We start from the raw sequence: 25,006 nt of genomic DNA on the forward strand, positions 1-25,006 counted from the left end.
AAGCGGCAGCACCCGCGCGCCCATGAGGATTTCGCCGCTCCAGATGGACCCTCCGAGCTACTGGATGCTCCAGCGGTGCGGATGGCCGGGATCGGCGGGGCAAGCGAGGACGTCGAGTTCGCCGGAGCGACCCGCGGTGACTTCGGTGGGGTTGTGGATTGAGAAGCGGGCGGGTTCCGGTCCTAGCGGCCGGCCGTCGGGTGCCACTCGCGGCGGAGGAGGCCGAAGACCCAGGAGTCGGAGACGTCGTCGTTGACGACGCAGTCCTCGCGGAGGGTGCCTTCGCGGACGAAGCCGAGCTTCTCCAGGACCCGGGCGGACGCCACGTTGCGGGTGTCGGTCTCGGCCTGGACGCGGTTCAGGTCCAGGGTGTCGAACGCCCACCGCAGGACGGCGTGCGCGGACTCCGTGGCGTAGCCGTGGCCCCACTCGGCGGCGTCGAAGACGTAGCCCAGGGACGCGCTGCGGAAGTCCGGGTTCCAGCTGGTCAGGCCGCACCAGCCGATGAACGCGCCGTCGGAGACGCGGTCGACGGCCACCCGCGCTCCCGTGCCTTCCTCCTCGACCGTCCGGCAGGTCGCGATGAAGCGCTGGGCGCGGGCCGGTTCGGTCCACGGCGGGGAGTCCCAGTAACGCAGCACGTGGGCGCTGCTGTGCAGCGCGTAGAGCGGCGCCGCGTCGGCGTCGGTGAACGGCCGCAGTCGCAGGCGGGTGGTGCTCAGCTCGGGGGTGGGCAATGTCATGCGGGGCATCCTGCCGCGTCACGCTCGCCCCCGACCATCCGTTTATCCGGACGGTCGGGGGCCTACGTCCCCGGTGGCGCCGGACGCGCGGCATGGGCGGTGAGTCCGCAGTACCGTGTCGGCGTGGCGAGCGAACGGCGGCCGTGACGACCTCCAGCGGGTGGCCGACACCACCCTGCTCAACCGGCCTCCGGTGACCTCCGCCCGACCATGACCGGTCACCCTCGCAGCGGGCGCGGCAACGCCGTGCGGCGGTGAGAGGAGGGAATCCCAGGGCGCGCCACGCCTCCTCACAGCGCCTTCAGCGCCTCCGTCGTCGCCCGGGTCAGGGCCTCCAGGTACCCCTTCGGCGGCTTCGGGCCGCGGATCACCACCGAGCGCCAGTACAGGGGGCCCGAGATCAGGTCCAGGGCCAGGGCGTGATCCGCGCCGGGGCGGAGTTCGCCGCGTTCCTGCGCCGCCGCGACGATGCCCCGGGCGACGGAGTCCTGGCCCTCGCGCAGCGCCTTCTGCAGGGCCTCGGCGATGTCCGGGTTGCGGGCGGCCTCGGCCTGGAGGTCGGGGAGGATCTGTGAGGCGACGGGGTGGCGCAGGGCACGGGAGGTGACCTCGTACAGCAGGCGCAGGTCGCCCTCCAGGGAGCCGGTGTCCGGCGCGGGCAGGCCCTGGACGGCGATCGCGGAGACCAGGTCGAGGACCAGGTGCAGTTTGGAGCGCCAGCGGCGGTACACCGCGGTCTTGCCGACGCCCGCGCGGCGCGCGATCCCCTCGATCGACATCCGCGCGTAGCCGGCCGCCGCCAGTTCCTCGAAGACGGCCGCCCGGATGGCCTCCGTCACGTCCTGGCGCAGTACGGCGGCCCCGGCGGGGGCCCTGCGGCGCGGACGCGGCTGGGGCTCGTCGGCGTTCGTCGTCATGCGGACAGCATAGGCCGACAGCGTCACGACGAAACGGTTGCGTTCCGACGTTCTTTCGACTTACGCTCCCGTTGCGACGATACGGCCCCGTCCCGACGTATGACCTTCCCGTCGCCACCCCCTCCCTCTAGCGAAAGCGCCGGATGTGAGCCAGGCCCTCCACACACCACCCCCCGCACCGGCCCGCCCGGCCCCGGCCGAGGGCGACCTCTCCGCCCTCGCCGCCCAGTACGGCCTCACGGTCAGCGGCGCCCGGCCGTCCCTGAGGGAGTACGTCCGTCAGCTCTGGGACCGGCGGCACTTCATCCTCGCCTTCTCCCGGGCGAAGCTGACCGCCCAGTACAGCCAGGCCAAGCTCGGCCAGCTGTGGCAGGTGGCGACCCCGCTGCTGAACGCGGCGGTGTACTTCTTCATCTTCGGTCTGCTGCTGGGCGCCAACCGGGGCATCCCGAAGGACGTCTACGTGCCGTTCCTGGTGACGGGCGTGTTCGTGTTCACCTTCACCCAGAGCTCGGTGCTCGCCGGTGTGCGGGCCATCTCCGGGAACCTGGGGCTGGTACGGGCCCTGCACTTCCCCAGAGCCTCGCTGCCCGTCTCCTTCGCGCTCCAGCAGCTCCAGCAGCTGCTGTTCTCGATGATCGTGCTCGTCGTCGTCATGGTGGCTTCCGGCAGCCTGCCCGCCCTGTCCTGGCTGCTCGTCGTCCCCGCGCTGCTGCTGCAGTTCGTGTTCAACACCGGGCTCGCGCTGGTCTTCGCGCGGATGGGCAGCAAGACGCCCGACCTGGCCCAGCTGATGCCGTTCGTGCTGCGCACCTGGATGTACGCGTCCGGCGTGATGTTCAGCATCCCGGCGATGCTGCACGACAAGGACGTCCCCGCCTGGCTCGCCGACGTCCTGCAGTGGAACCCGGCCGCGATCTACATGGACCTGGTCCGCTTCGCGATGATCGACGACTACGGCTCCTCGTACCTGCCCCCGCACGTGTGGGCGTTCGCGCTGGGCTGGGCACTGCTGGCCGGCGTGATCGGGTTCGTCTACTTCTGGAAGGCTGAGGAGAAATACGGCCGTGGCTGACACCAGCGACAAGAAGATCCCCACGGTCGTCGCCGACCGCGTCGACATCGTCTACCGGGTCAACGGCACCGGTGCCGGACGCGGCTCCGCCACCGCCGCCCTCAACCGCATGCTGCGCCGCAAGCAGACCGAGAAGGCGTCCGGTGTGCGCACGGTGCACGCCGTACGGGGCGTGTCCTTCGTGGCGTACCGGGGCGAGGCGATCGGGCTGATCGGCACCAACGGCTCGGGCAAGTCGACCCTGCTCAAGGCCGTCGCCGGACTGCTCCCGGTGGAGAACGGCCGTATCTACACCGACGGCCAGCCCTCGCTGCTCGGCGTCAACGCGGCCCTGATGCGTGACCTGACCGGCGAGCGCAACGTCCACCTCGGCGGGCTCGCCATGGGCATGTCCCGCGAGGAGATACGCGCCCGCTACGACGAGATCGTCGACTTCTCCGGCATCAACGAGAAGGGCGACTTCATCACCCTGCCGATGCGCACCTACTCCTCCGGCATGGCGGCCCGGCTGCGCTTCTCCATCGCCGCCGCCAAGGACCACGACGTCCTCCTCGTCGACGAGGCGCTGGCCACCGGCGACCGCTCCTTCCAGAAGCGCTCCGAGGCCCGCATCCGGGAGCTGCGCAAGCGGGCCGGCACGGTGTTCCTGGTCAGCCACAACAACAAGTCGATCCGCGACACCTGCGACCGCGTGCTCTGGCTGGAGCGCGGGGAGCTGCTGATGGACGGGCCCACGGAGGACGTGCTCAAGGAGTACGAGGCGTTCACCGGAGGCACGGACAAGGCCCGCAGGCCGAAGCCGAAGGCGGTTCCGGTGCCCTCCTGAGGCCCACGTCCGCGCGCCCCCTTCATCGTATTGGTGTCAATATGACCGAAGAGGACCGTCCGGAGCGACGAGCAGCCGAAGGAGCCCCGCGATGCCCGAACTCAGCGTCGTCGTCCACGGGCCGAACACCCAGGACCACCTGACCGGCCTGCTCGGCTCCCTCACCGACCGTCCCCTCCCGGACACCGAGGTCGTCGTCGCCGCCGTCGGCGACTGGGCCCGCGAGACCGCGGAGCGGCACGCCCCGAACGTCCAGGTGCTGCCCCTGCCCGACGGCACGTCCGACGCGACGGCCCGGGCGGCGGGGGCGGCACGGGCCGCCGGCCGCTGGCTGCACTTCGTCCGCGCCAAGGACGGCCTGCCGCCCGGCAGCACCCGCACCGTCGCCGAACGGGTCGCCGAGCTCCCCGGCACCGTCGACCTCCTTCTCCTCGACCACCTGCGCAGCACCTGGCACGGCTCCGGCCTGCCCTCGGCGGACGGCCCCCTGCTCGCCCGCGCGGGCCGCACCGACCTCGCCCTCGACGACAGCGCCTACCTGCTGCGCCTGACCCCACTGCTCGGCACCCGCGTCCTGCGCGCCGGCTTCTGGCGGGCGCACGAGGAACGGCTCACCACCGACGACGAACCGCACGCGGCCCTCGCCGCCCTGCTGCTCGCCGACCGCGTCGCCGCCCTGCCGCACATCGCCCACGAGGACCGCCGACCGCGGTCCGCCGCCCTCCCGCCGCTCACCCCCGCACAGCACTACGCGCTCGTCGACCGTTACGAGAGTCTCCTCGACCTCGCCCGCGAACGCCCCGCCGTCTACACCGTGCTCTACGAGATCATGGTCCGCGACTGCCTGCGCGCCTTCACCCGCGGTGACATGCCCGAGGACGTGGCCCGGGAGTTCTTCCGCCGGGCCTCGATCGCCGCCCTGCGCCGCCGTCCCGAGGGCCACCGGCGCCCCGCCGGCCTGGAGGGCATCCGCCGCTCCCTGCTCGAAGAGGGCGCCTACGGCAGGTACCGCGCCTTCCAGGCCGCCAACCACGCCCGCCGCGCCGTACGGTCCACCGTGCGCACCGGCAGGCGCCGGCTCGGCGGCCGGGTCCGCGACCAGCAGTACCGCAGGGCCCTGCACCGCCCCGTCGACCCCCGTCTCGCGGTGTTCGCCGCCTACTGGAACCGCGGCGTCGCCTGCAACCCGGCCGCGATCGCCGCGAAGCTCGCCGAGCTCGCCCCGCACGTCCACCCGGTGTGGGTGGTGACCGGCGAGAACGCCGCCCTGCTCCCGCCCGGCACCGACCACGTCGTCCCCGGCACCCGCCGCTACTGGGAGGTGCTCGCCACCGCGAAGTACCTCGTCAACAACGTCAACTTTCCGAACGCCGTGGTCAAACGCCCCGAAGCGGTCCACCTCCAGACCCACCACGGCACCCCGCTCAAGCGCATGGGCGTGGACCAGATGCCGTTCCCGGCCGCCGCCCGGGGCCTGGACTTCGCCGCGCTGCTGGAACGCGTCGACAAATGGGACTACAGCCTCTCCGCCAACAGCCACACCACCCGCATGTGGGAGAGGGCGTACCCGTCCCGGTTCGTCTCGCTCGACTACGGCTATCCGCGCAACGACGTCTACTACACGGCCGGCGCCGACGCCATCCGCGCGGTCCGCGCACGCCTCGGCATCGCGCCGGGCCGCCGGGCCGTCCTGTACGCGCCCACGCACCGCGACTACGAGTCCGGCTGGACCCCGCGCCTGGACCTCGCCGCCCTCGCCGACCGCCTGGGCGAGGACACCGTGCTGCTGGTGCGCGGTCACTACTTCTACGACGGCGCCGCCTCCCCGCTGACCGGCCCGCTCCGCTCCGGCCGCGTCGTGGACGTCTCCTCCTACGATCCGGTGGAGGAGCTGTGCCTGGCCGCCGACGCCCTGGTCACGGACTACTCGTCGATCATGTTCGACTACGCCAACCTCGACCGTCCGATCGTCGTCCACGCCGACGACTGGGACACGTACCGCACCACGCGCGGCGTCTACTTCGACCTGATGGCCGAGGCGCCCGGCCCGGTGGCCCGCACCCAGGAGGAGCTGACCGGGATCCTCACCACCGACGCCTGGCGCGACGAGGGCGCGGCGAAGGCACGGGCCGTCTTCCGCCACCGGTTCTGCGAGTACGACGACGGCCGCGCCGCCGAACGCGTCGTACGCCGGATCTTCCTCGGGCAGGACGAGGCGTCACTGCCACCGGTGCTGCCGGTCGGGGAACGCACCCCGGCGCCGAGCCCCAAGGAGGCGACCACGTCATGAGCGGCCTCCCCGACGTCACCGTCACGGTGATCGTGCACAACGACGCCGGACGGCTCCCCCGCGCGGTGGAGTCCGTGCGCCGCCAGACCCACCGGAACCTGGAGATCGTCATCAGCGACGACCACTCCACGGACGACACACCCCGGGTGGCACGGGCGCTGGCGGCCCGCGACCGCCGTATCCGGTGTCTGCGGCTGCCGGAGAACAGCGGCGGATGCAGCGCGCCGCGCAACCGTGCGCTGGAGATCGCGCGGGCGCCGTACCTGGTGTTCCTCGACAGCGACGACGAGCTCCCGCCGGAGTCGGTCGCCTCGCTGCTCGCCGCGCACCGCGCACGCGACCTCGACTTCGCGATGGGCGCGGTGCGGCGGATCCGGGTCGACACCGGCCGCCGCTCCACCTGGATGCCGCACCTCGTGCGGGAGCGCCGCACCCTGGACGGCATCGAGGCCGACCCGCGGTTGTTCTTCGAGCACCTGTCGACCGGCAAGATGTACGCCCGCGCCTTCCTCGACCGGCACGACCTGCGCTTCCCCGAGGGCATCCACTACGAGGACCAGCTGTTCTCGGCCCAGGCGTACTGTCTGGCGAAGCGGTTCACGATCATTCCGGAGCCGGTGTACCTCTGGTACGTCGCCCCGTACGCGGGCTCCGGCGCGGCGTCCATCTCCAACCAGCGGCATCTGCTCACCAACGTCCGTGACCGTATCCACGTGCAGCGGCTGATCGACGCCTTCCTGGCCGAGAGCGGGCACGAGGGGCTGCGCGAGGACAAGGACCACAAGTTCCTGAAGCACGACTTCCGGATGTACGCGGGCGATCTGCCCTACCGGGACGAGGAGTGGCTGGCGGCCTTCGCGGACCTGGTGGACCCGTACCTGGAGACCCTGTCGCCGGGGGCGTACGCCCGGCTTCCCCGCGCGGAGCGGGTGGTGCTCCAGCTGATCCGCGACCGGCGCCTGTCCGAGGTCCGGTGGGCCGCCCGGGAGCTGGGAGACGGTGTCGCCCCCAGGGAGCTGACCACGGGCACGGACGGCCGTACGTACTGGGGCGGGCGGGTCCCCGAGTCGGCGGGTGCCCGCCGTGAGCTGGACCTGACCGAGCTGGAGCCGGCCACCCGCCCGTTCTCCGTCACCCGGTTCCGCCACGAGATCACGGAGATCACCCGGGGCCCTGGTGCCTCCGTCGACCTGACCGTACGCACCTACGACCCGGCCCTGCGCCTCCCGGTCGGCCCGCAGCGCGCGAGCCTGCTCCTCTCCCCCGGCCGGCGCCGCCTGACCGTCCCCTTCCGGCTCTCCCCGGTCCGCCCCGGTGTCTTCGAGGGCCGGGTCCGTCTCGACCCGGCGGCCGCACGCCTCCCGCTGAGCGGCTTCGCCGGGGTGCGTCATCCGATGGTCCGGCTGACCTGCCGGGGGCGGAGCAACCGGGGGCTGCTGCTGGCCCCGCCGGCCTTTCCGCCCCTGACCGCCCGCGTCCCCCACCACCGGCTCACGATCGAGCCCGAGGGCCACGGTCCGGGCCGTCTCCAGCTGCGCTGGCAACCGACCGGCCTCACAGCGAGCGTCCTGCACCCGATGACCCACCGCCTCGCCGTCCCCCGGCTACGCCGAGCAGCCCGCCTGGCGTTTGACGTGCTCAGCCCCTCCGGCGTTTGAGGAGCGGGGGTCCGGGGGCAGCGCTCCCGGGGGACGGGAACGGGAAGGGGCGGCGGGGCGAAACAAACAATGCCGGTCACAACACCCCCGGCACCGCGTAGAGCACCTGCCCCTCCGGCCCCCGCGCCACCACCCGCAGCCCGGCGTCGTCCAGGGCACCGCCGCGATCCACCACCCACCGCACCCCGTACTCCCGCTCCACCCCCCGCCGCACGGATGCCGGCGTCCGCTCCCCGAAGTACGTCTCCGTGGCCGACACCCGGCGCTCCTCGTCCGGAAGGAAGAAGTCGGGATACCCCGGAGCGACCGTGTAAGGACCGTACGCCGGGATCTGACGGGCCGGCCGCCCCTCGGCCATGACCACGTCCCCGTACCGCACCCACGGAGTGATCCAGTGGTACCCCGTCCACGGTGCCCGGTGCCGCTCCTCCACCGCCGCCGGCAGCGCACCGCGCGGAACCACGTACCCCAGCGTCCCCGCCTGCGCCCACCCGCCCACCAGCAACGCCCCGGCCAGCAGGGCCGTCCAGCCGGCGCGCAGCCGGCGCCGCCCCGCCCCGACCGCCTCCAGCGCCGCCGCGAGCTGGGCCGGGATCAGCGCGGCGGGCAGGGCGCGCCCCCATGAGTAGTGGCCGCTCAGCCATCCCACGGCGACGACCAGCGCCCCCAGCCCGAAGAAGACCACCAGCGGGTCCCGGCGCTCCCGCCACCCCCGCGCGACCAGCGCGGCCACCCCGAGCAGCACCAGCCCGAACCGCGCGACCGGATGCCCGTACAGCACCCGGTGCACCCGCTCCAGTCCGCTCCCGGCTCCGAACAGGGCGAAGAAGTCGTAGTACGGCCATGCCCACAGCACCACCGCCCCCACCACCAGCCCGGCGCCGAGCCGCGGCCACACCGCACGTTTGGGCCGCCGCGCCGCGAGCACCGTGGCGACGGCGCCCACCGTGGCCACGACCCCCGAGAACTGGTGGCAGAGCAGGATCACCGCCCAGAGCGCTCCCAGGCCGAGCCACACCGGCCACCCGGCCTCCCGGCGCAGCGCCCCCGTCAGCCACGCCCAGAAGTGGAAGGCGAGACCGAGGGTGAACGTGCTCGGATACGACACCGTCAGCGCGAGCGAGTTGAGTCCCAGGAAGCCGCTCCACAGGAACGGGGTCGTGCCCCACAGCAGCAGTAGTCCCAGCAGGGCGAGCGCGGGCGCGGCCCGGTGCGCGCTCAGCGTCCGCACGTACCGCCACACGCCCGTCACCAGCAGCGCCAGCCCGGCGGCGGCGGCCAGCCGCAGGACCACGAACACCGAAAGACCCGGCACCCGGGCGACGGTGCCGAGCAGCAGCATCCACGGCGAGTAGTACGGGCTCGGCGTGTCCGCGTCGACCAGCGGGTTGCCGGGGTCGAGCGGACTGTGCCGCAGCCGCTGCACGGTCGCCGCGTGCATGCCCAGGTCACCGGCCCAGGGGAGCCGCAGGATCACCAGGACCAGCAGGGCGAGGACAAGCCCGGCGACGACCACGGCTGTGGTGCGGCCGAGGGCCGCCGAACGGTCCGTGGCGCGGCGCGCACCGGTTCTCCCTGGCGGCGCGGCGGACGACGAGAATCGGACGGTCACAGATGAGCCATTGCCCGGAACGGCGTGCCCGCACCGTATCCCCGCCGATCCCCACCCAAGGCACCACAACGGCGCGAGGGCGCCCCGGGCCCGACGGCCCGGGGCGCCCCCTCGCGCACATGCCTACGAGTGCGACCGCAGCAGCGTCCGCATCGTCCGCATCGCCACCGACAGGTTGGCGAGATCGAACGCCTCGGAGCTGTGGATCTCCTCCAGCGTGGTACGGGCCCGGCCCAGCAGCGCCGCGTTCTTCTGCTCCCACAGCTTGAACCGCTGCTGCGGCGTCGACGAGCCGTTGCCCTCCGCCAGCACGTCCGCGGCCACCGCCGCGTGCGCCGCGTACAGGTCCTCGCGGATCGCCGCGCGGGCCATGGACTGCCAGCGGTCGGCGCGCGGCAGCTCGCTGATGCGGTCCATCAACTGGGTGATGCGCAGCCGGTCACCGAGGTCGTAGTACACCTCGGCGACGTCCAGCGGCTCCTTGCCCATCCGGTCGGCCACCGACACGATGTCGAGCGTCGGGAAGGCGGAGGAGAACCCGGCGACCCGGGTGGCGAGCTCGTCCGGGACACCGGCACCGCTCAGTTCGTCGTAGATCTTCTGGTACCAGTCCAGGTCCGCGCCGCGCAGCAGCTTCGGCAGCTGCGACCAGACCTGCTCGACCCGCTCGGCGAAGAACGACACCGTCTCCTCGAGCTTCAGCGGCTGCGGCCGGTTGTTGAGCAGCCACCGCGTACCCCGCTCCACCAGGCGGCGGGAGTGCAGCCGGAGGCGGGTCTGGAGCTCCGCGTCGACCGTGGTGTCGAGCGCCTCGACCCCGTCCCACACCACCGAGGAGCGGAAGATCGCGCGGGCCGCGGTCTGCGCCCGGACGATCTCCTCCAGCGACGCGCCGGTCTCCTCGCGCAGCCGGTGCAGATACGTCGTACCGCCCGTGTTGACCGTGTCGTTGACCAGCACCGTCGTGGTGATCTCGCGGCGCAGCGGGTGGCCGTCGATCCGGTCCGGGAACTGCTCGCGCAACGCCGTCGGGAAGTACGCGTGCAGCAGCACCTTCAGATACGGGTCGTCGGGCAGCGAGGTGTCCAGCAGCTCCTCGGCGACCGTGATCTTCGTGTACGCCAGCAGGACGGCCGTCTCCGGTCCGGTCAGACCCCGCCCGGAGGCGAGCCGCTCGCGGATCTGACGGTCGGTGGGCAGAAACTCCAGGGCCCGGTCCAGCTGGCCCTCGCGCACCAGGTGCTTCAGGAACCGCTGCTGGGCGTGGACCATGTCCTTCGACTGCGCCAGCGCGTTGGCGATGGCGGTGTTCTGCGCGTAGTTGTTGCGCAGCACCAGCCGGCCGACCTCGTCGGTCATCCCGGCGAGCAGCTTGTTGCGCTGCTTCACGGTCATGTCGCCGTCCTTGACGAGACCGTTCAGCAGGATCTTGATGTTCACCTCGTGGTCGGAGGTGTCCACGCCGGCGCTGTTGTCGATCGCGTCGGTGTTGATCCGGCCACCGTGCGACGCGAACTCGATCCGGCCCAGCTGGGTCATGCCCAGGTTGCCGCCCTCGCCGACGACCTCGACCCGCAGGTCCTTGCCGTCGACGCGGATGGCGTCGTTGCCCTTGTCGCCGACGTCGGCGTTGGACTCGGTGGACGCCTTGACGTACGTACCGATGCCGCCGTTCCACAGCAGGTCCACCGGCGCCCTGAGGATCGCCTTCATCAGGTCGGCCGGGGTCATCTTGGTGACCCCGGGCTCGATGCCGAGGGCCTCGCGGATCTGCGAGTTGACCGGGATGGACTTGGCGCTGCGCGGGAAGATCCCGCCGCCGGCCGACAGCAGCTCGGTGTTGTAGTCGGCCCAGGAGCTGCGCGGCAGCTCGAACAGACGGCGGCGCTCGGCGTAGGAGACGGCCGCGTCCGGGTTGGGGTCGATGACGATGTGCCGGTGGTCGAAGGCGGCGACCAGGCGGATGTGCTCGCTGAGCAGCATGCCGTTGCCGAACACGTCACCGGACATGTCACCGATGCCGACGACCGTGAAGTCCTGGGTCTGGGTGTCCACGCCCAGCTCCCGGAAGTGCCGCTTCACGGACTCCCAGGCGCCGCGGGCGGTGATGCCCATGCCCTTGTGGTCGTACCCGGCGGAGCCGCCGGAGGCGAAGGCGTCACCGAGCCAGAAGTTGTACGACTCGGCGACCTCGTTGGCGATGTCCGAGAAGGTCGCGGTGCCCTTGTCGGCCGCGACGACGAGGTACGTGTCGTCCTCGTCGTGCCGGACGACGTCCGCCGGGTGCACGACCTCGCCGGCCACCATGTTGTCGGTGATGTCCAGCAGCGCCGAGATGAACGTCCGGTAGCTGGCGATGCCCTCGGCCATCCAGGCGTCGCGGTCCACGCCCGGGTCGGGCAGCTGCTTGGCGACGAAGCCGCCCTTGGCGCCGACCGGCACGATGACGGTGTTCTTCACCATCTGGGCCTTGACCAGGCCGAGGATCTCCGTACGGAAGTCCTCCCGGCGGTCCGACCAGCGCAGACCACCGCGCGCGACCTTGCCGAAGCGCAGGTGCACGCCCTCGACACGCGGCGAGTACACCCAGATCTCGAACGCCGGGCGCGGCGCCGGGAGGTCGGGGATGGCCCGCGGGTCGAACTTCATGGAGACGTAGTCGTGCGGCACACCGCCGCTCGCCTCCTGGAAGAAGTTGGTGCGCAGCGTCGCCTTGATGACCGTGAGGAAGGAGCGCAGGATGCGGTCCTCGTCCAGCGAGGCGACCTGGTCGAGGGCGGCGTCGACCTCCTCGAGGAGCGCGTCCACCAGTTCGTGCCCGGCGCGCTGCCGGTTCGGCGACATCCGCGCCTCGAACAGGGAGACGAGCAGCCGGGTGGTGTGGACGTTGTGCCGGAGGGTGTCCTCCATGTAGTCCTGGCTGAAGGTGGAGTTCGCCTGGCGCAGGTACTTGGCGTACGCCCGCAGCACCACGGCCTGCCGCCAGGTCAGCCCGGCGCTGAGCACGAGGGCGTTGAAGCCGTCGTTCTCCGCCTTGCCGGTCCAGGTCGCCTCGAAGGCGTCCTGGAACCGCTCACGGGCGTCGTCCCCGAGGTGGTCGGCGCCCGCCCCCTTGGGCATCCGCAGACCGAAGTCGTAGATCCAGGCCACGCTGCGGTCCGCGCACCGCAGCTCGTACGGCCGCTCGTCGACGACCTCGACGCCGAGCCGCTGGAGCACCGGCAGCACCGCGGACAGGGAGACGGCCTCGCCCTTGCGGTAGATCTTGAACCGGCGCTCCTCGGCACCCGCGCCCACCGGCTCGTACAGGCTGAGCGCGAAGTCCCGCTCCTCGTCGAGCTCCTCCAGGCGCACCAGGTCGGCGACGGCGCCGCGCGGGGAGTGGTCGGCCTTGTAGCCCTCGGCGAAGGCCCCGGAGTAACGGCGCAGCAGTTCGGCGGCGCGTTCCTCGCCGAACTCGACGTTCAGCGCCTCGGCGAAGCCGTCGGCCCAGGAGCGGGCGGCGTCGACGAGCCGGGCCTCGATGCGCTCCTTGTCGGCGTCGGACAGCTCGGGCAGTTCGGTGCCCTGCGGGACGCGGACCACGAAGTGCAGCCGGGAGAGGACCGACTCGGTGTTCCAGGCGGTGAAGTCGACGCTGATGCCGCCGAGCTCCTCTTTGAGGATGTCGATGATCCGCAGGCGCACACCGGTGGTGTAGCGGTCGCGCGGCAGGTAGACGAGGGCGGAGTAGTAGCGCCCGTACTCGTCCTGGCGCAGGTAGAGCCGGAGCCTGCGGCGCTCCTGGAGGTAGAGCACCGAGGTCACGATGGACTGGAGCTCACCGGCCGGGGTCTGGAACAGCTCGTCGCGCGGGTAGGTCTCCAGGATCTGGAGCAGGTCGCGCCCGTCGTGGCTGTGCGGCGAGAAGCCGGCGCGCTCCAGGACCTCCTCGACCTTGCGGCGGATCACCGGCACCCGGCGCACGGACTCGGTGTAGGCGGCGGACGAGAACAGTCCGAGGAAGCGCCGCTCACCGACGACGTTGCCGTCCGCGTCGAACTTCTTGACGCCGATGTAGTCCAGGTACGACGGCCGGTGCACGGTGGCCCGGCTGTTGGCCTTGGTCAGCACCAGCAGCTTGTGCTCGCGGGCCTTGGCGCGGGCGTCGGCGGGCAGCCGCTCGAAGGACGGGCTGACCGGGTGGCTCTCCTCGGAGGCGTGGTGCGGGTCGGAGCGCAGGATGCCGAGGCCGGTGCCGGGGACGGCGGCCAGCGAATCGTCCCGGCGCAGTTCGTACTCGCGGTAGCCGAGGAAGGTGAAGTGGTCGTCGGCGAGCCAGCGCAGCAGCTCGCGGGCCTCCTCGACCTGCGGCGCGGGCAGATCGGCGGGGACGGGCTCGCCGGGCAGCGCCTCGGCCAGCGCGGTCGCGGCCTGGCGCATCTTGCCCCAGTCCTCGACGGTCTCGCGGACGTCGGAGAGGACCCGCAGCAGGTCGGCGGTGATCTGCTTGAGGTCGCCGCGGTCGGTCTCGCGGTCGATCTCCACGTGGATCCAGGACTCGACGTGCGCGTCGTGCGGAAGGTCGCGCGTGTCCTGGGGGAGGTCGCCGCCGGACGGGGTGGCGAGCACCTCGATCAGCTTGCCGGTGACGTCCCGGCGGACCACGAACTGCGGGTGGATGACGACGTGGATGCCGCGGCCCTGGCGGGTCAGCTCGTTGGTGACGGAGTCGACCAGGAAGGGCATGTCGTCGGTGACCACCTCGACGACGGAGTGGCTGCAGGTCCAGCCGTTCTCCTCGATGGTCGGGGTGTGGACGCGGACGTTGGCCGTGCCCTGGGGGCGGCTCTCGGCGAGCCGGTAGTGCGAGTAGGCGGCTCCGAAGATGTCGACCGGGTCGCGGTCGGTCAGGTCCTCCGGGGCGGTGTGCAGGTAGTAGCGCTGGAGGAACTCGAGCACGGTGTCCCGGTCGGGCATGCCCTTGTCCGTCGTCCCAGTCGGCAGTTTCCCCCCGGCCGGGCTGTTCTCAGCTACCCGGGCCGCCCTCTCGAGCAGCTCGGCCTTGGCTTCGTCCAGCTTGGTCTGCATGGTCCTCTGGCTCCTGTCGCGCGCCGTTGCGTGACGTAGAAGGAAGTACGGTCTCCGACCTCGTGGTGCGGTGGTACGACACGGGGTGTCCGGTCTGTGCCGACGCTATGCCGTGAGGTGAGAGGAGCGGGGGCTTCTCGGCCGAATTCGACGCGCCCGACGGGTGTGACGCCGCTCTCGGCGACGCCTGTTCCCGGGAGGTACGCAGCGTCCTGGGGGCCCTCTTCGCCCCGTGCCGCCCGCGGAGAACAGCGATTTTCACCCGGTCACGGATGTCGTCCGTGCCACCCGGGCGCACAGCGGGGACACCGAGGTCCCCGCGAGCTATCGCGCTGATCACGCCACCAAGGCTATCGCTCCCTACAGGCCCCCCGTCATGAGCCGTATGTGTACAAAAGCAGGCCATGAACTTTGACGTTCTGCACAGTACGCGTCCTTCAGGCGGCCGCCAGGCGCTCCGCCTCCGCCACGGCTTCCCGCAGGGTGTCCACCACCGGGACGCCCACCGCCTCCAGGCTGGCGCGACCGTGGGAGCCGCCGGTGTACAGGACGGCGCGGGCCCCCACGTGCCGTGCGGCCAGCGCGTCGTCGGCCGCGTCACCGATCACGACCGTGCGCTCCGGGTCGATCCCGGTCAGCGCGCCGAGGTGGCGCACCATGTGCTCCGCCTTGCCGCCCCCGGAGGGTCCGGTCCGTCCGTCGACCCGTATGAAGTGCGCCTCGATCCCGAAGCCCCTCACCAGCGGGACCAGGTCCTCGTGCCCGTACAGGCTGAGGATCGACTGGCTGCGGCCGGCCGACGCCCACCCCGTCAGCAGCTCCACCACGCCCTCGGCGAGCCCGCACCGCACGTGGTGCTCCGTGTAGTGGCGGTGGAAGGTGGTGTCCATCAGCTGCCACTCGGCCGCGCTGGGCAGCCGCCCCATCAGCCGCTCGTAGAACTTGGGCACCGGCACGCAGTACAGCTCCCGGTACCGCTCCAGCGTGAGCGGTTCCAGGCCCAGCTCGGCGAAGGCCGCGTTCGTCGCCCCGATGACCGCGTCGACATCGTGGAACAGCGTGCCGTTCCAGTCCCAGACGATGTGCGCGTCCGTGTGCGTCCCCATGCCCGAAAACGTACCGGCCCGCACTGACATTCGGGAGAACCCGCAGGTCAGCCCACCAGGTTGGGGATCTCCTGGGTGGCGTACCAGAGCAGCTCGTGGTCCTCCGCCCCGTCCACCGTGAGCTGCGCGTCGCCGTCCCCGCCGTCCGCCGCGGACAGCGCGCCGGCGGCGGCCGTCACGTCCGCCTCCGCGTCCGCCGCGTCCACGTGCACCGCGGCCGCCTTGGCCAGCCGTACGGCGCCGGCGACCCGCACCTCGCCGAGGGCTGCCGGGTCGAGGCCCCGGTCGGGGTCGGTCGAGGCGGCGCCGTCGGACACGTCCACGGCGACCACGACCCGGCGGCGCGGCGCACCGGCGTCCGCCGCCAGCAGCCGCAGGGAGGCCAGCGCGGCGCGGCTGAGCGCGGCGTACTCCAGCTCCTCGGTGTCGTCGGAGAGGTACCACTCGCGCAGCGCGGGCGTCACGGCGTACGCGAGGAACGGCCCGTCGCCCAGCGCACCCGTCCGATACGCCTCGGCGAGCCCGGGGAGGGTCAGGGGGACGTAGACGCGCATGTCGGCCGCTTTCGTGTGGTCGGGCTCCGAGGGGCCTTCAGGATACGTGCGGGCGTCCCCCATCGAGTCCCCGCCCACACCCTCGGACACGTCCACCTCCGTCCCGGAATTCACCCGGTACGCCCGCGTGCGCAGGGGACCGAGGTCCCCTTGGATCACTCTGATAGGTGAATTCCCCTGCCCTTCCGGCCCGCCCTCCACCTCCTTGCCACCGCAGGGCACGTCCCCGTACAAGATCCCCAACCACGAAGTTACCGCCCGGTACGGCTCCCCGGCCGCCCCGGGCCCGTCGAACGGGGTCCCCGTGCACAAGGTCATGACCAGAACCCAGCCCCGCCCCGCCCACCGTCCCCCCACCCGCCGAGACCCCCGCCGCCCCGCGGCCACCACACCGTCCCGACCCCCCACGGGCCGCCCCGCACCCATCACTCCCCCCGACGAAGCCCCGTCCCCCACGGACACCACCGCGCCTCCCACGCGCCCGGAAGGGCCCGCACCCACCGCTTCCCCCGACCAGGGGCACCCGGCCCCCACAGGCCCCACAGGCCCCACCGCGCCTCCCACGCGCCCGGGAAGGACCACATCCGCCGCTCGCGCCGGCCAGGGCCACCCGGCCGCCACCGTGCCTCGTACGACCGCAGGAAGCACCGCACGCGTCTCGTCCCCTGACGGAAGCCTGCCGTCCCCCACGGGCACCGCCCCACCCCGTGTCCCCAACGGCAGGGCCGTCTCCGCCCCCTCTCCCGGGGGACGCCGGCCGGCCGCCGCGGCTCTCCCGACCCGGCCCTCCGACAACCGTCCGCCGGCCCGCGCGGTCCGGCGGGCCGTTTCGCCGGTGCCGTCGGCACGGGGCACCCGGGAGGCGTCGGCGGCCGGCGCCCGCCCGCGCGGCACCGACCGGTCTCCCCTCCGTCCCCTCGTCCCCCAGCCGGGACCCACCGACCACTTCGCCGAGCTGCTGCTCGCCGTTCTCAGTGGGCAGCGGCCCGTGCACGCGATGCTGCGGCACACCGCAGGGCGGGCCTACGACGAGCTGGTGCGGCTCGCCGAGCGCGGGCCGCTGCGTACCCGGGGCGTCCGCCCCGTCGTACGTGACATCGGCTGGTTCGAGCCCCGCGAGGGCGCCATCGAGGTGTTCGCCCGGATCGGGGCCGGGGACAGGCTGCGTGCCATGGCCTTCCGGCTGGAACAGGGCCGGGATCTGCGCTGGCGCTGCACCGCCGTGGAGCTGGGCGGCCCGCGGACGCACCGCGTGGACACCCGCTGACCGCACGGCAAAGCCCGAGGGCCGGGCACCCTGGGGTGCCCGGCCCTCGGCCTGTTCCACAACCGCTCACTTCTTGCGGCGACGACCGCCCCGCGCCTGCTTGCGGCGCTCCGCGCGCGTGAGGCCGTCCGCCTCGGAGCGCACCGGCTCGTCCTCGGCGGCGAAGTCGCCCTCGATGGTGCCGCCCTCTCCGTCCACCGTCGGCGCGGAGAAGTGCAGGTTCCGCCGCTGCGGGGCGTCGAGCCCCTTCGCGCGGATCTCCGGACGGGGCCCCGCCTGCGCGGGCACCGCGTCCTGCTTCTCCAGGTCGGCCACCGGCTTGACGTCCTCGACCGGGACCTCCTCGACCTGCTGCTCGACCTGGACCTCCAGGTTGAACAGATAGCCGACGGACTCCTCCTTGATGCCGTCCATCATCGCGGAGAACATGTCGAAGCCCTCGCGCTGGTACTCGACCAGCGGGTCCTTCTGCGCCATCGCGCGCAGGCCGATGCCCTCCTGGAGGTAGTCCATCTCGTAGAGGTGCTCGCGCCACTTGCGGTCCAGGACCGACAGCACGACCCGGCGCTCCAGCTCACGCATGATCTCGGAGCCGAGCTGCGTCTCGCGGGACTCGTACTGGGCGCGGATGTCGTCCTTGATCGACTCGGAGATGAACTCGGCCGTCAGCCCGGCCCGGTCGCCCGCGGCCTCCTCCAGCTCCTCGATGGTGACGCTCACCGGGTACAGCTGCTTGAACGCGCCCCACAGCCGGTCCAGGTCCCAGTCCTCGGGGAAGCCCTCGCCGGTCTCGGCCTGGATGTAGGCGTCGATGGTGTCGTCCATGAAGTGCTGGATCTGCTCCTGCAGGTCCTCGCCCTCCAGCACGCGGCGGCGCTCGCCGTAGATGACCTCGCGCTGCCGGTTCATGACCTCGTCGTACTTCAGGACGTTCTTACGCGTCTCGAAGTTCTGCGTCTCCACCTGCGACTGCGCGGACGCGATCGCGCGCGTGACCATCTTGTTCTCGATCGGCACGTCGTCCGGCACGTTCGCCATGGACATCACGCGCTCGACCATCTGCGCCTTGAACAGCCGCATCAGGTCGTCACCGAGCGAGAGGTAGAAGCGGGACTCGCCCGGGTCGCCCTGACGGCCGGAACGACCGCGCAGCTGGTTGTCGATGCGCCGCGACTCGTGCCGCTCGGTGCCGAGGACGTACAGGCCGCCGTTCTTCTCGACCTCTTCCTTCTCGGCCTTGACCGCCGCCTCGGCCCGCTTGAGGGCCTCGGGCAGGGCGTGCGCCCACTCCTCGATGTGCTCCTCGGGGTCGAGACCGCGCTGGCGCAGCTCCGCCTCGGCGAGGTCCTCGGGGTTGCCGCCGAGCTTGATGTCCGTACCACGGCCGGCCATGTTGGTGGCCACGGTGACGCTGCCCTTGCGGCCGGCCTGGGCGACGATCGACGCCTCCCGCTCGTGCTGCTTGGCGTTCAGCACCTCGTGCTGGATGCCGCGCTTGCTGAGCTGCTGCGAGAGGTACTCGGACTTCTCCACCGACGTCGTGCCGACGAGGATCGGCTGGCCCTTGCGGTGCTTCTCCTCGATGTCGTCGACGACCGCCTCGAACTTGGCGACCTCGGTGCGGTAGATCAGGTCGGACTGGTCCTTGCGGACCATCGGACGGTTGGTCGGGATGGGCACCACACCGAGCTTGTAGATCTGGTGGAACTCGGCGGCCTCGGTCATCGCCGTACCGGTCATGCCGGACAGGCCCGGCATTTCCTTGTCGTTGTGGTCGTGGCGCTTGTAGAGGCGGAAGAAGTTCTGCAGCGTGATCGTGGCGAGCGTCTGGTTCTCGTCCTTGATCGGCACCGCTTCCTTCGCCTCGATGGCCTGGTGCATGCCCTCGTTGTAGCGGCGGCCGGCGAGGATACGGCCGGTGTGCTCGTCCACGATCATGACTTCGTCATCGATGATGACGTAGTCCTTGTCCTTCTTGAAGAGCTCCTTGGCCTTGATGGCGTTGTTCAGGTAGCCCACGAGCGGGGTGTTCACCGACTCGTACAGGTTGTCGATGCCCAGCCAGTCCTCGACCTTGGCGACACCGGACTCGTGGATGGCGACCGTGCGCTTCTTCTCGTCGACCTCGTAGTCGCCGGTCTCCTCGATGCCCTTGAGCGGGTTGCCGGGCTCACCGCGCTTGAGGCGCTTGACCAGCTTGGCGAAGTCGCCGTACCACTTGGTGGCCTGGTCGGCCGGGCCGGAGATGATCAGCGGCGTACGGGCCTCGTCGATGAGGATCGAGTCGACCTCGTCGACGATGGCGAAGTTGTGGCCGCGCTGGACGAGCTCGTCCTTGGACCACGCCATGTTGTCGCGCAGGTAGTCGAAGCCGAACTCGTTGTTCGTGCCGTAGGTGATGTCGGCGGCGTACTGCTCGCGGCGCTGGGCCGGCGTCATGTTGGCGAGGATGCAGCCGACGCTCAGGCCGAGGAAGCGGTGGACGCGGCCCATCATCTCGGAGTCGCGCTCGGCCAGGTAGTCGTTGACCGTGATGATGTGGACGCCCTCGCCCGACAGGGCGTTCAGATACGCGGGCAGGGTGCCGACGAGGGTCTTGCCCTCACCGGTCTTCATCTCGGCCACGTAGCCCATGTGCAGGGCGGCGCCGCCCATCATCTGGACGTCGTAGTGCCGCTGGCCCAGGACGCGCTTGGCGGCCTCGCGGACGGTGGCGAACGCCTCGGGGAGCAGGTCGTCCAGGCTCTCACCGTCGGCGTACCGCTGCTTGTACTCATCGGTGAGGGCCCGCAGCTCGGCGTCGGAGAGGCCTTCGAAGTCCTCTTCGATGGAGTTGACCTGGTCCGCGATGCGGTGCAGCTTGCGCAGGATCTTGCCTTCGCCTGCACGCATGATCTTCGAGAGGACGGACACGGGGGTTGGTCTCCTTGCCGGTCGGGCCTGGGACGGTCGGTTTCCATTTCACTGACTGAGCAACGGCCATCGTATGCGAGGACCCCGCCACGCCGGGAGGCCTGCCGTGGGGGTGACCGCCGGCTGCTTCCCATCCGTTTCACGGCCGCCTCAAAAGGACAACGTCCGGGCTCGTCGGATGGTGCCGTCCCACCCCGGCGAATTGTGCGAAGGGTGACCGTCGCCTCACGCACCGCGAAAGGGATGGCGCCGTCTCCCCCGCGTGAGCAGAATCGGCCGATGGAACCCGTCACGCTCACCACCGACCGCCTTCTGCTGCGCACGGTCGGCCCGCAGGAGACCGACGCCGTGTACGCGATCTGCCAGGACCCGGACATCCAGCGCTGGACCACGATCCCCTCCCCGTACCTTCCGGAGCACGCGCGGGGTTTCACGGAGCAGATCGCTCCCGACGGGTGGGCCGACGGTTCGATGTTCACCTTCGGCGTCTTCCTGCCCACCGGGGAGCTCACGGGCATGCTCAGCATCACCATGCGCTCCCTCGGGACGGGCGAGATCGGCTTCTGGGGCGCGAAGGAGCACCGCGGCAACGGCTACATCACCGAGGCCGCCCTCGCCGCCTCCCGCTGGGCCTTCACCCGGATGTCGGTCGACCGCGTGGAGTGGCGCGCGGAGGTGGGCAACGTCGCCTCCCGCGCGGTGGCCGAACGCGCGGGTTTCACCATCGAGGGGGTCCTGCGTTCCTCACTCAGCAACAAGGGAGTGCTGCGGGACGGCTGGGTGGGCTCCCTGCTCCCGTCCGACCTGGGGCTGCCCTCCACGGCGCCCTACGTTCCCGGGCGGGGATGAGCCCCGGGCCCACCGCCGTTGTCAGTGCCGCCCTCTATCGTGCGGACGTATGACGACCCTTCCGCGTCCGACCACGGAACTGACGGCAGACGAGGCCCGCCGCATCGCCCTGCGGGCCCAGGGCTTCCTCGGCGCCCCGGACCGCCGCTCGGGTGTCCGGGGTGTCCTCCGTCATCTGGGTGCGGTGCAGCTCGACACCATCTCCGTCCTCGCCCGCTCCCACGAGCTCATCCCCTACGCCCGTCTGGGCGCCGTGGGGCGCCGGACCGTGGAGGAGGCGTACTGGAGGAAGGCGTCCCAGCCGCCGCACGCGTTCGAGTACTGGTCGCACGCCGCGTGCGTCCTCCCCGTCGAGGAGTGGCCCCACTTCGCCTTCCGTCGCCGCGCCTACCGCGCCCGCCCGCAGTGGAGCCACGAGCTCCCCGACGACGCCTACGACCAGGTGATCAAGCAGCTCCGCACGCAAGGCCCTCTGACGGCCACGGAATTGGGCGGCGCCAAGCGGACCAGCGAGTGGTGGGACTGGTCCGGCACCAAGGTCGCCGTCGAGCGCGCCCTGATGTACGGCGAGGTGGTGTGCGTCGAGCGCCGCGGCTGGAAGCGCGTCTACGACCTCGCCGAGCGGGCGATCCCCGCGGAGTTGCTGCACGACGAGCTGGACGACGCCGAGTGCCTGCGCCGTCTGGTCCGCCTGGCCGGCCAGTCCCTCGGCGTGGGTACGCGCGCGGACATCGCCGACTATCACCGTCTCAAGGGTGAGCAGGTCGACGCGGTGATCGACGGTTCGGGCCTGGTCCCGGTCACGGTGGAGGGCTGGTCCAAGCCGGCCTGGGCCGATCCGGCGGCCCTGGCGACACCGCCGCGCGGCCGGCACCGTACGACGCTGTTGTCCCCGTTCGACTCCCTGGTGTGGGAACGGGCGCGCACGGAGCGGATCTTCGGCTTCACCCACCGCCTGGAGGCCTATGTGCCCAAGCCCAAGCGGGTGCACGGCTACTTCGCGATGCCCGTCCTCGCGGGCGGCCGGCTCGTCGGCCGGGTCGACCCGGCCCGTGAGGGCCGCACGCTGGTGGCCAAGCAGGTCACGCTGGACGGCCGCAAGGCGGTCCCCGCCGTGGCCCAGGCCCTGGTGGAGGCCGCGGGCTGGGTGGACTGCACGGACGTGCGCGTGGAGCGGGTCGACGCACCGGAGCTGCGTGCGGCCCTCACCCTGGAGCTCGCCCGAACCCTGGGCTGACGCGGGGCGCCGTCACCGGATCTCGAGGATCTTCTCCCGCATCGCGTAGACCACCGCCTCCATCCTGGAGTGCAGCTGGAGCTTCTCCAGGATGTTGCGCACGTGGTTCTTCACGGTGTTCTCGGAGATGAACAGTTCCTTGGCGATGTCGCGGTTGTTCATTCCCGTGGCCACCAGCTTGAGGACTTCGAGTTCACGGTCCGTCAGCCGGGGCGCGGGCACCAGCCGGCGCTCGTCGGTGCGCTGGATCATCGACTTGAACTCGGTGAGCAGTTTCGACGCCATGGAGGGGCTGATCTGCGACTGCCCGTCGGCCACCGCGCGAATGGCGGTGGCCACCTCGTCCGTGGAGATCTCCTTGAGGAGATAACCGGTCGCGCCCGCCTTGATGGCGTCGTAGAGATCGGCTTCCTCGTCACTGATCGTCAGCATGATGATCTTCGCGCTGGGAGCGACCTCCTTGATGGAGGTGCACGCCTCGATCCCGCCCCGCTTGGGCATCCGCACGTCCATCAGGATGATGTCGGGCAGCAGGTCGGCCGCCTTCTCCACCGCCTCGGCGCCGTCCCCCGCCTCGCCGACGACCTGGATGTCCTCCTCGGCCGCGAGCACGATCTCCAGTCCGCGGCGGAACAGCGCGTGGTCGTCCACCACAAGGACTCTGATCGGCTCCTTGCGTGGAGTGTCCGCGTCCGGGCCCATGCCGACGACGCCGTCGTCGGCATCCTCGTCACGCATCGGTCCGAAGCTGTCCGCCATCGTTCCTCCCCCTGAAGGCTGTGGCCTGTGGTCCTGACCATCGCCAACCCAAGGCAACGGCCCACCGATTGAGCCGTTGCAGCCATGATTCCATGCCCGGCCGACACCGGAGTGCCGGTGTGTGCGCCCAGTGGTCGCACACCGGTGCCCCTGGGGGCGCACACGCGCACCAGGGGCACCGGCTCGGCCGTCACGCGGCGGGTCAGCCGCCGAGCGTCCCGCCCGCCTCGGGGGACTGCGTCTGGGTGACCATCGTGTCCGTGCTGAGGTGGATCACGCCGTAGTCATAGGCGTGCCGCCGGTAGACGACACTGGGTTCCTTGGTCTCGGAGTCGATGAACAGATAGAAGTCGTGCCCGACCAGCTCCATTTCGTAGAGAGCCTGGTCGAGTGTCATGGGCGCTGCCACGTGGGTCTTCTCACGGACGATCAGGGGTCCGTCACCCTGGACTTCCAGGGAGCCGATCTTCTTGGTGGGGACGGCTTCCCGCTCCTCCGTGACGGAGCTCGCGCCGGCCCCGTTGAGTGTCGCCGCGCCCGGGACGTGGTCGGGGACCTCGGCGGCCGAGATCCTGCGCGCACCGCGCCGCGAGAAACGCTTGTCGTGCTGCTTGCGCAGCCGGGCGTCCAGCTTCTCCGCTGCCAGGTCGAGCGCCGCGTACGGATCGCTCGCCGCTGCCTCCGCCCGGATCACCGGACCGCGGGAGCGGAGCGTGATCTCCACCCGGTCACAGCGGTCGGCCTGTCGGGGGTTGGGCTCCTTGGACACCTCGACGTCGAGGCTGATCACCTTGCCATCGAGCTTCTGGATCTTCTCCAGGTTCAGCTTCTCGGCCACGTGCTTCCGGAACCGCTCGGGCACCTCGGTCTTGCGGCCCTTGACGACGATGTCCACGCAGAACTCCGTTCCCGGATCACTCCGCCTCGGTGCGGAGCATCTCCCTTTTGCACCAGGCTCCGGTGACGCCCGGAACCTCGGACTCGGTGACGTCCACCTCCCCCATGGGCGAGATCTCCACTCCACCGGTACGGGTGATGACGAAAAACCCGCAACACGGCAATCGGATTCGAGAGGTGTGGCCTGCGGCTTTCCCTCACGACCGAACATATCTCGCCCGGACGGATGTCGTCACCCTCTACCGCGCCATACCTCCATTCTGGAGAATTGACTCTCTCATTACCTGCAACGACGCACGTTCTCAATCAGTTCCGGTTTATTTCGAAAGCATCCGGAGATGCCGCGACGACGGCCGCGCACATCCCATCGACGATCCCGTCGGCGCTGCCCGCGCCCGCCGTGACCGGCGGCCGGCCGGACCACCGGCCCGCCCACTGTTGAGCTGGTCCGTTCCGCTGTTCTCCTCTCCTTTCCCCTGTCTCACCCCAGTACACGAACGCGGGCCCCGAAATACTCGATCCGGCGCCCCGATCCGGCGATCCGGCCCGCGACCGCGCCCGTACGGCACGCGCCGCCTCCGCCAGCGACGCCCCGGTCGTCATCAGATCGTCGACCAGAACGACCCGGCCTGCCGAGAGCAGCCGGCCACACCCCGGGGCCACCGCCAGCGCGCCCGCGAGATTGGCCAGCCGCTGACGGGAGTCGAGCCCCGACTGGTCGGCCACGTCCCGTCGCTGCCGCAGCGCGGGAAGCACTTGTGCGGGTACCCCTGCCCGTCGCAACTCACCCGCCGCCGCGTACGCGATCCGCCGCGCGGGATCATGGCCACGCGCCCGCACCGCCCGCCGCGCGGAGGGCACGGGGACGAGCAGCACCGGGCCGCCGCCCGCGCACGGCGCAGGGACCGCTCCCAGCCCCGCCCGCACCGCTCCCGCCAGCGCCTCGCCGAGTGGTCCGGAAAGGGCCAGGGCGCCCCGCTCCTTGTGCGCCAGCAGCGTGGCGCGCACCTCGTCCGCGTACCGGGCCACCGCGTGCACCGGCGGCAGCCCGGCCGGCTCGGGCACGGGCCGCACCCGGCACGGCACGACCCCGCTCAGCGCCGTACGGCACCGGGCGCAGAGCACCGTACGAGGTCTGCCGCAGCCGCCGCACTCGGCCGGGAGCACCAGGTCGGTGAGGTCCTGCCACCAGTCCCGCATGAGCCCACTGTGCCAACGCCCGCCGCACCCGGC

17 protein-coding genes are annotated in these 25,006 nt (G+C 71.4%); 7 read left to right on the top strand and 10 right to left on the bottom strand.

Features of this window, described 5'->3' with window-relative positions; translation table 11 throughout:
- Positions 1-182 precede the first annotated feature (182 nt).
- Both ACH4VX_RS28195 and ACH4VX_RS28200 read right to left on the bottom strand, forming a co-directional pair.
- Positions 183-743 carry a GNAT family N-acetyltransferase gene (locus ACH4VX_RS28195; protein WP_398371184.1) on the bottom strand — a complete coding sequence of 187 codons (561 nt, stop codon included), beginning with the start codon at positions 741-743 and terminating at the stop codon, positions 183-185.
- A gap of 290 nt (positions 744-1,033) precedes the next feature.
- Complete coding sequence (locus ACH4VX_RS28200) at positions 1,034-1,660, bottom strand: TetR/AcrR family transcriptional regulator (RefSeq protein WP_398371186.1); 627 nt, start codon at positions 1,658-1,660, stop codon at positions 1,034-1,036.
- A gap of 145 nt (positions 1,661-1,805) precedes the next feature.
- Here ACH4VX_RS28200 and ACH4VX_RS28205 point away from each other — a divergent pair, with 145 nt between their 5' ends.
- The 4 genes from ACH4VX_RS28205 (at position 1,806) to ACH4VX_RS28220 (ending at position 7,509) form a co-directional block, all read left to right on the top strand.
- A complete protein-coding gene (locus tag ACH4VX_RS28205) occupies positions 1,806-2,735 on the top strand; it encodes an ABC transporter permease (protein WP_398371188.1) in 930 nt (309 codons plus the stop codon).
- Entirely contained in the window at positions 2,728-3,561 is an 834-nt protein-coding gene (locus ACH4VX_RS28210; RefSeq protein ID WP_398371190.1) for an ABC transporter ATP-binding protein, read from the top strand. Before ACH4VX_RS28205 ends, ACH4VX_RS28210 begins: the two co-directional genes overlap by 8 nt.
- A gap of 91 nt (positions 3,562-3,652) precedes the next feature.
- Positions 3,653-5,851 carry a CDP-glycerol glycerophosphotransferase family protein gene (locus ACH4VX_RS28215; protein ID WP_398371192.1) on the top strand — a complete coding sequence of 733 codons (2,199 nt, stop codon included), beginning with the start codon at positions 3,653-3,655 and terminating at the stop codon, positions 5,849-5,851.
- Positions 5,848-7,509 carry a glycosyltransferase family 2 protein gene (locus tag ACH4VX_RS28220; protein WP_398371194.1) on the top strand — a complete coding sequence of 554 codons (1,662 nt, stop codon included), beginning with the start codon at positions 5,848-5,850 and terminating at the stop codon, positions 7,507-7,509. Before ACH4VX_RS28215 ends, ACH4VX_RS28220 begins: the two co-directional genes overlap by 4 nt.
- A 76-nt stretch (positions 7,510-7,585) precedes the next feature.
- Here the strand turns inward: ACH4VX_RS28220 and ACH4VX_RS28225 are convergent, their stop codons facing one another.
- The 4 genes from ACH4VX_RS28225 to ACH4VX_RS28240 form a co-directional block, all read right to left on the bottom strand.
- The gene (locus ACH4VX_RS28225) at positions 7,586-9,121 is read right to left on the bottom strand and encodes a hypothetical protein (protein ID WP_398371196.1); all 1,536 of its coding nucleotides are present in this window, start codon (positions 9,119-9,121) and stop codon (positions 7,586-7,588) included.
- A 123-nt stretch (positions 9,122-9,244) separates the two neighbouring features.
- Entirely contained in the window at positions 9,245-14,191 is a 4,947-nt protein-coding gene (locus ACH4VX_RS28230) for an NAD-glutamate dehydrogenase (RefSeq protein ID WP_398371197.1), read from the bottom strand.
- Positions 14,192-14,628: 437 nt separating this feature from the next.
- On the bottom strand, positions 14,629-15,297 hold the full coding sequence (locus ACH4VX_RS28235) for an HAD family hydrolase (RefSeq protein WP_398371199.1): 669 nt from the start codon (positions 15,295-15,297) through the stop codon (positions 14,629-14,631).
- 47 nt (positions 15,298-15,344) lie between these two features.
- Positions 15,345-15,851, bottom strand: coding sequence for a DUF6912 family protein (locus ACH4VX_RS28240; protein WP_398371200.1), 507 nt, complete (start codon positions 15,849-15,851; stop codon positions 15,345-15,347).
- A gap of 835 nt (positions 15,852-16,686) precedes the next feature.
- Here ACH4VX_RS28240 and ACH4VX_RS28245 point away from each other — a divergent pair.
- A complete protein-coding gene (locus tag ACH4VX_RS28245) occupies positions 16,687-17,118 on the top strand; it encodes an Rv3235 family protein (protein WP_398371202.1) in 432 nt (143 codons plus the stop codon).
- Between the two features lie 66 nt (positions 17,119-17,184).
- On the opposite strand, the gene secA is transcribed toward ACH4VX_RS28245, so the two are convergent.
- A complete protein-coding gene (secA, locus tag ACH4VX_RS28250; protein WP_398371204.1) occupies positions 17,185-20,031 on the bottom strand; it encodes a preprotein translocase subunit SecA in 2,847 nt (948 codons plus the stop codon).
- Between the two features lie 279 nt (positions 20,032-20,310).
- Between secA and ACH4VX_RS28255 the strand changes: the two genes are divergently transcribed.
- Complete coding sequence (locus ACH4VX_RS28255) at positions 20,311-20,880, top strand: GNAT family N-acetyltransferase (RefSeq protein WP_398371206.1); 570 nt, start codon at positions 20,311-20,313, stop codon at positions 20,878-20,880.
- Between the two features lie 49 nt (positions 20,881-20,929).
- Positions 20,930-22,117, top strand: coding sequence for a winged helix-turn-helix domain-containing protein (locus ACH4VX_RS28260; RefSeq protein ID WP_398371207.1), 1,188 nt, complete (start codon positions 20,930-20,932; stop codon positions 22,115-22,117).
- 12 nt (positions 22,118-22,129) lie between these two features.
- Here ACH4VX_RS28260 and ACH4VX_RS28265 read toward each other — a convergent pair whose 3' ends face one another.
- The 3 genes from ACH4VX_RS28265 to ACH4VX_RS28275 all read right to left on the bottom strand — a co-directional run bounded on the left by ACH4VX_RS28265 (position 22,130) and on the right by ACH4VX_RS28275 (position 24,973).
- Positions 22,130-22,876 (bottom strand): response regulator transcription factor, encoded by a 747-nt coding sequence (locus ACH4VX_RS28265; protein WP_163089422.1) that lies wholly within the window; start codon positions 22,874-22,876, stop codon positions 22,130-22,132.
- 202 nt (positions 22,877-23,078) lie between these two features.
- Positions 23,079-23,771: a ribosome hibernation-promoting factor, HPF/YfiA family gene (hpf, locus tag ACH4VX_RS28270; RefSeq protein WP_398371208.1), complete on the bottom strand. Its 693-nt coding sequence runs from the start codon at positions 23,769-23,771 to the stop codon at positions 23,079-23,081.
- A gap of 308 nt (positions 23,772-24,079) precedes the next feature.
- Positions 24,080-24,973, bottom strand: a complete 894-nt coding sequence (locus ACH4VX_RS28275) for a ComF family protein (RefSeq protein WP_398371209.1) — start codon at positions 24,971-24,973, stop codon at positions 24,080-24,082.
- Positions 24,974-25,006 lie beyond the last annotated feature (33 nt).

This window comes from Streptomyces sp. NPDC020731 (assembly GCF_044334705.1).
Taxonomy (GTDB): Bacteria; Actinomycetota; Actinomycetes; order Streptomycetales; family Streptomycetaceae; genus Streptomyces.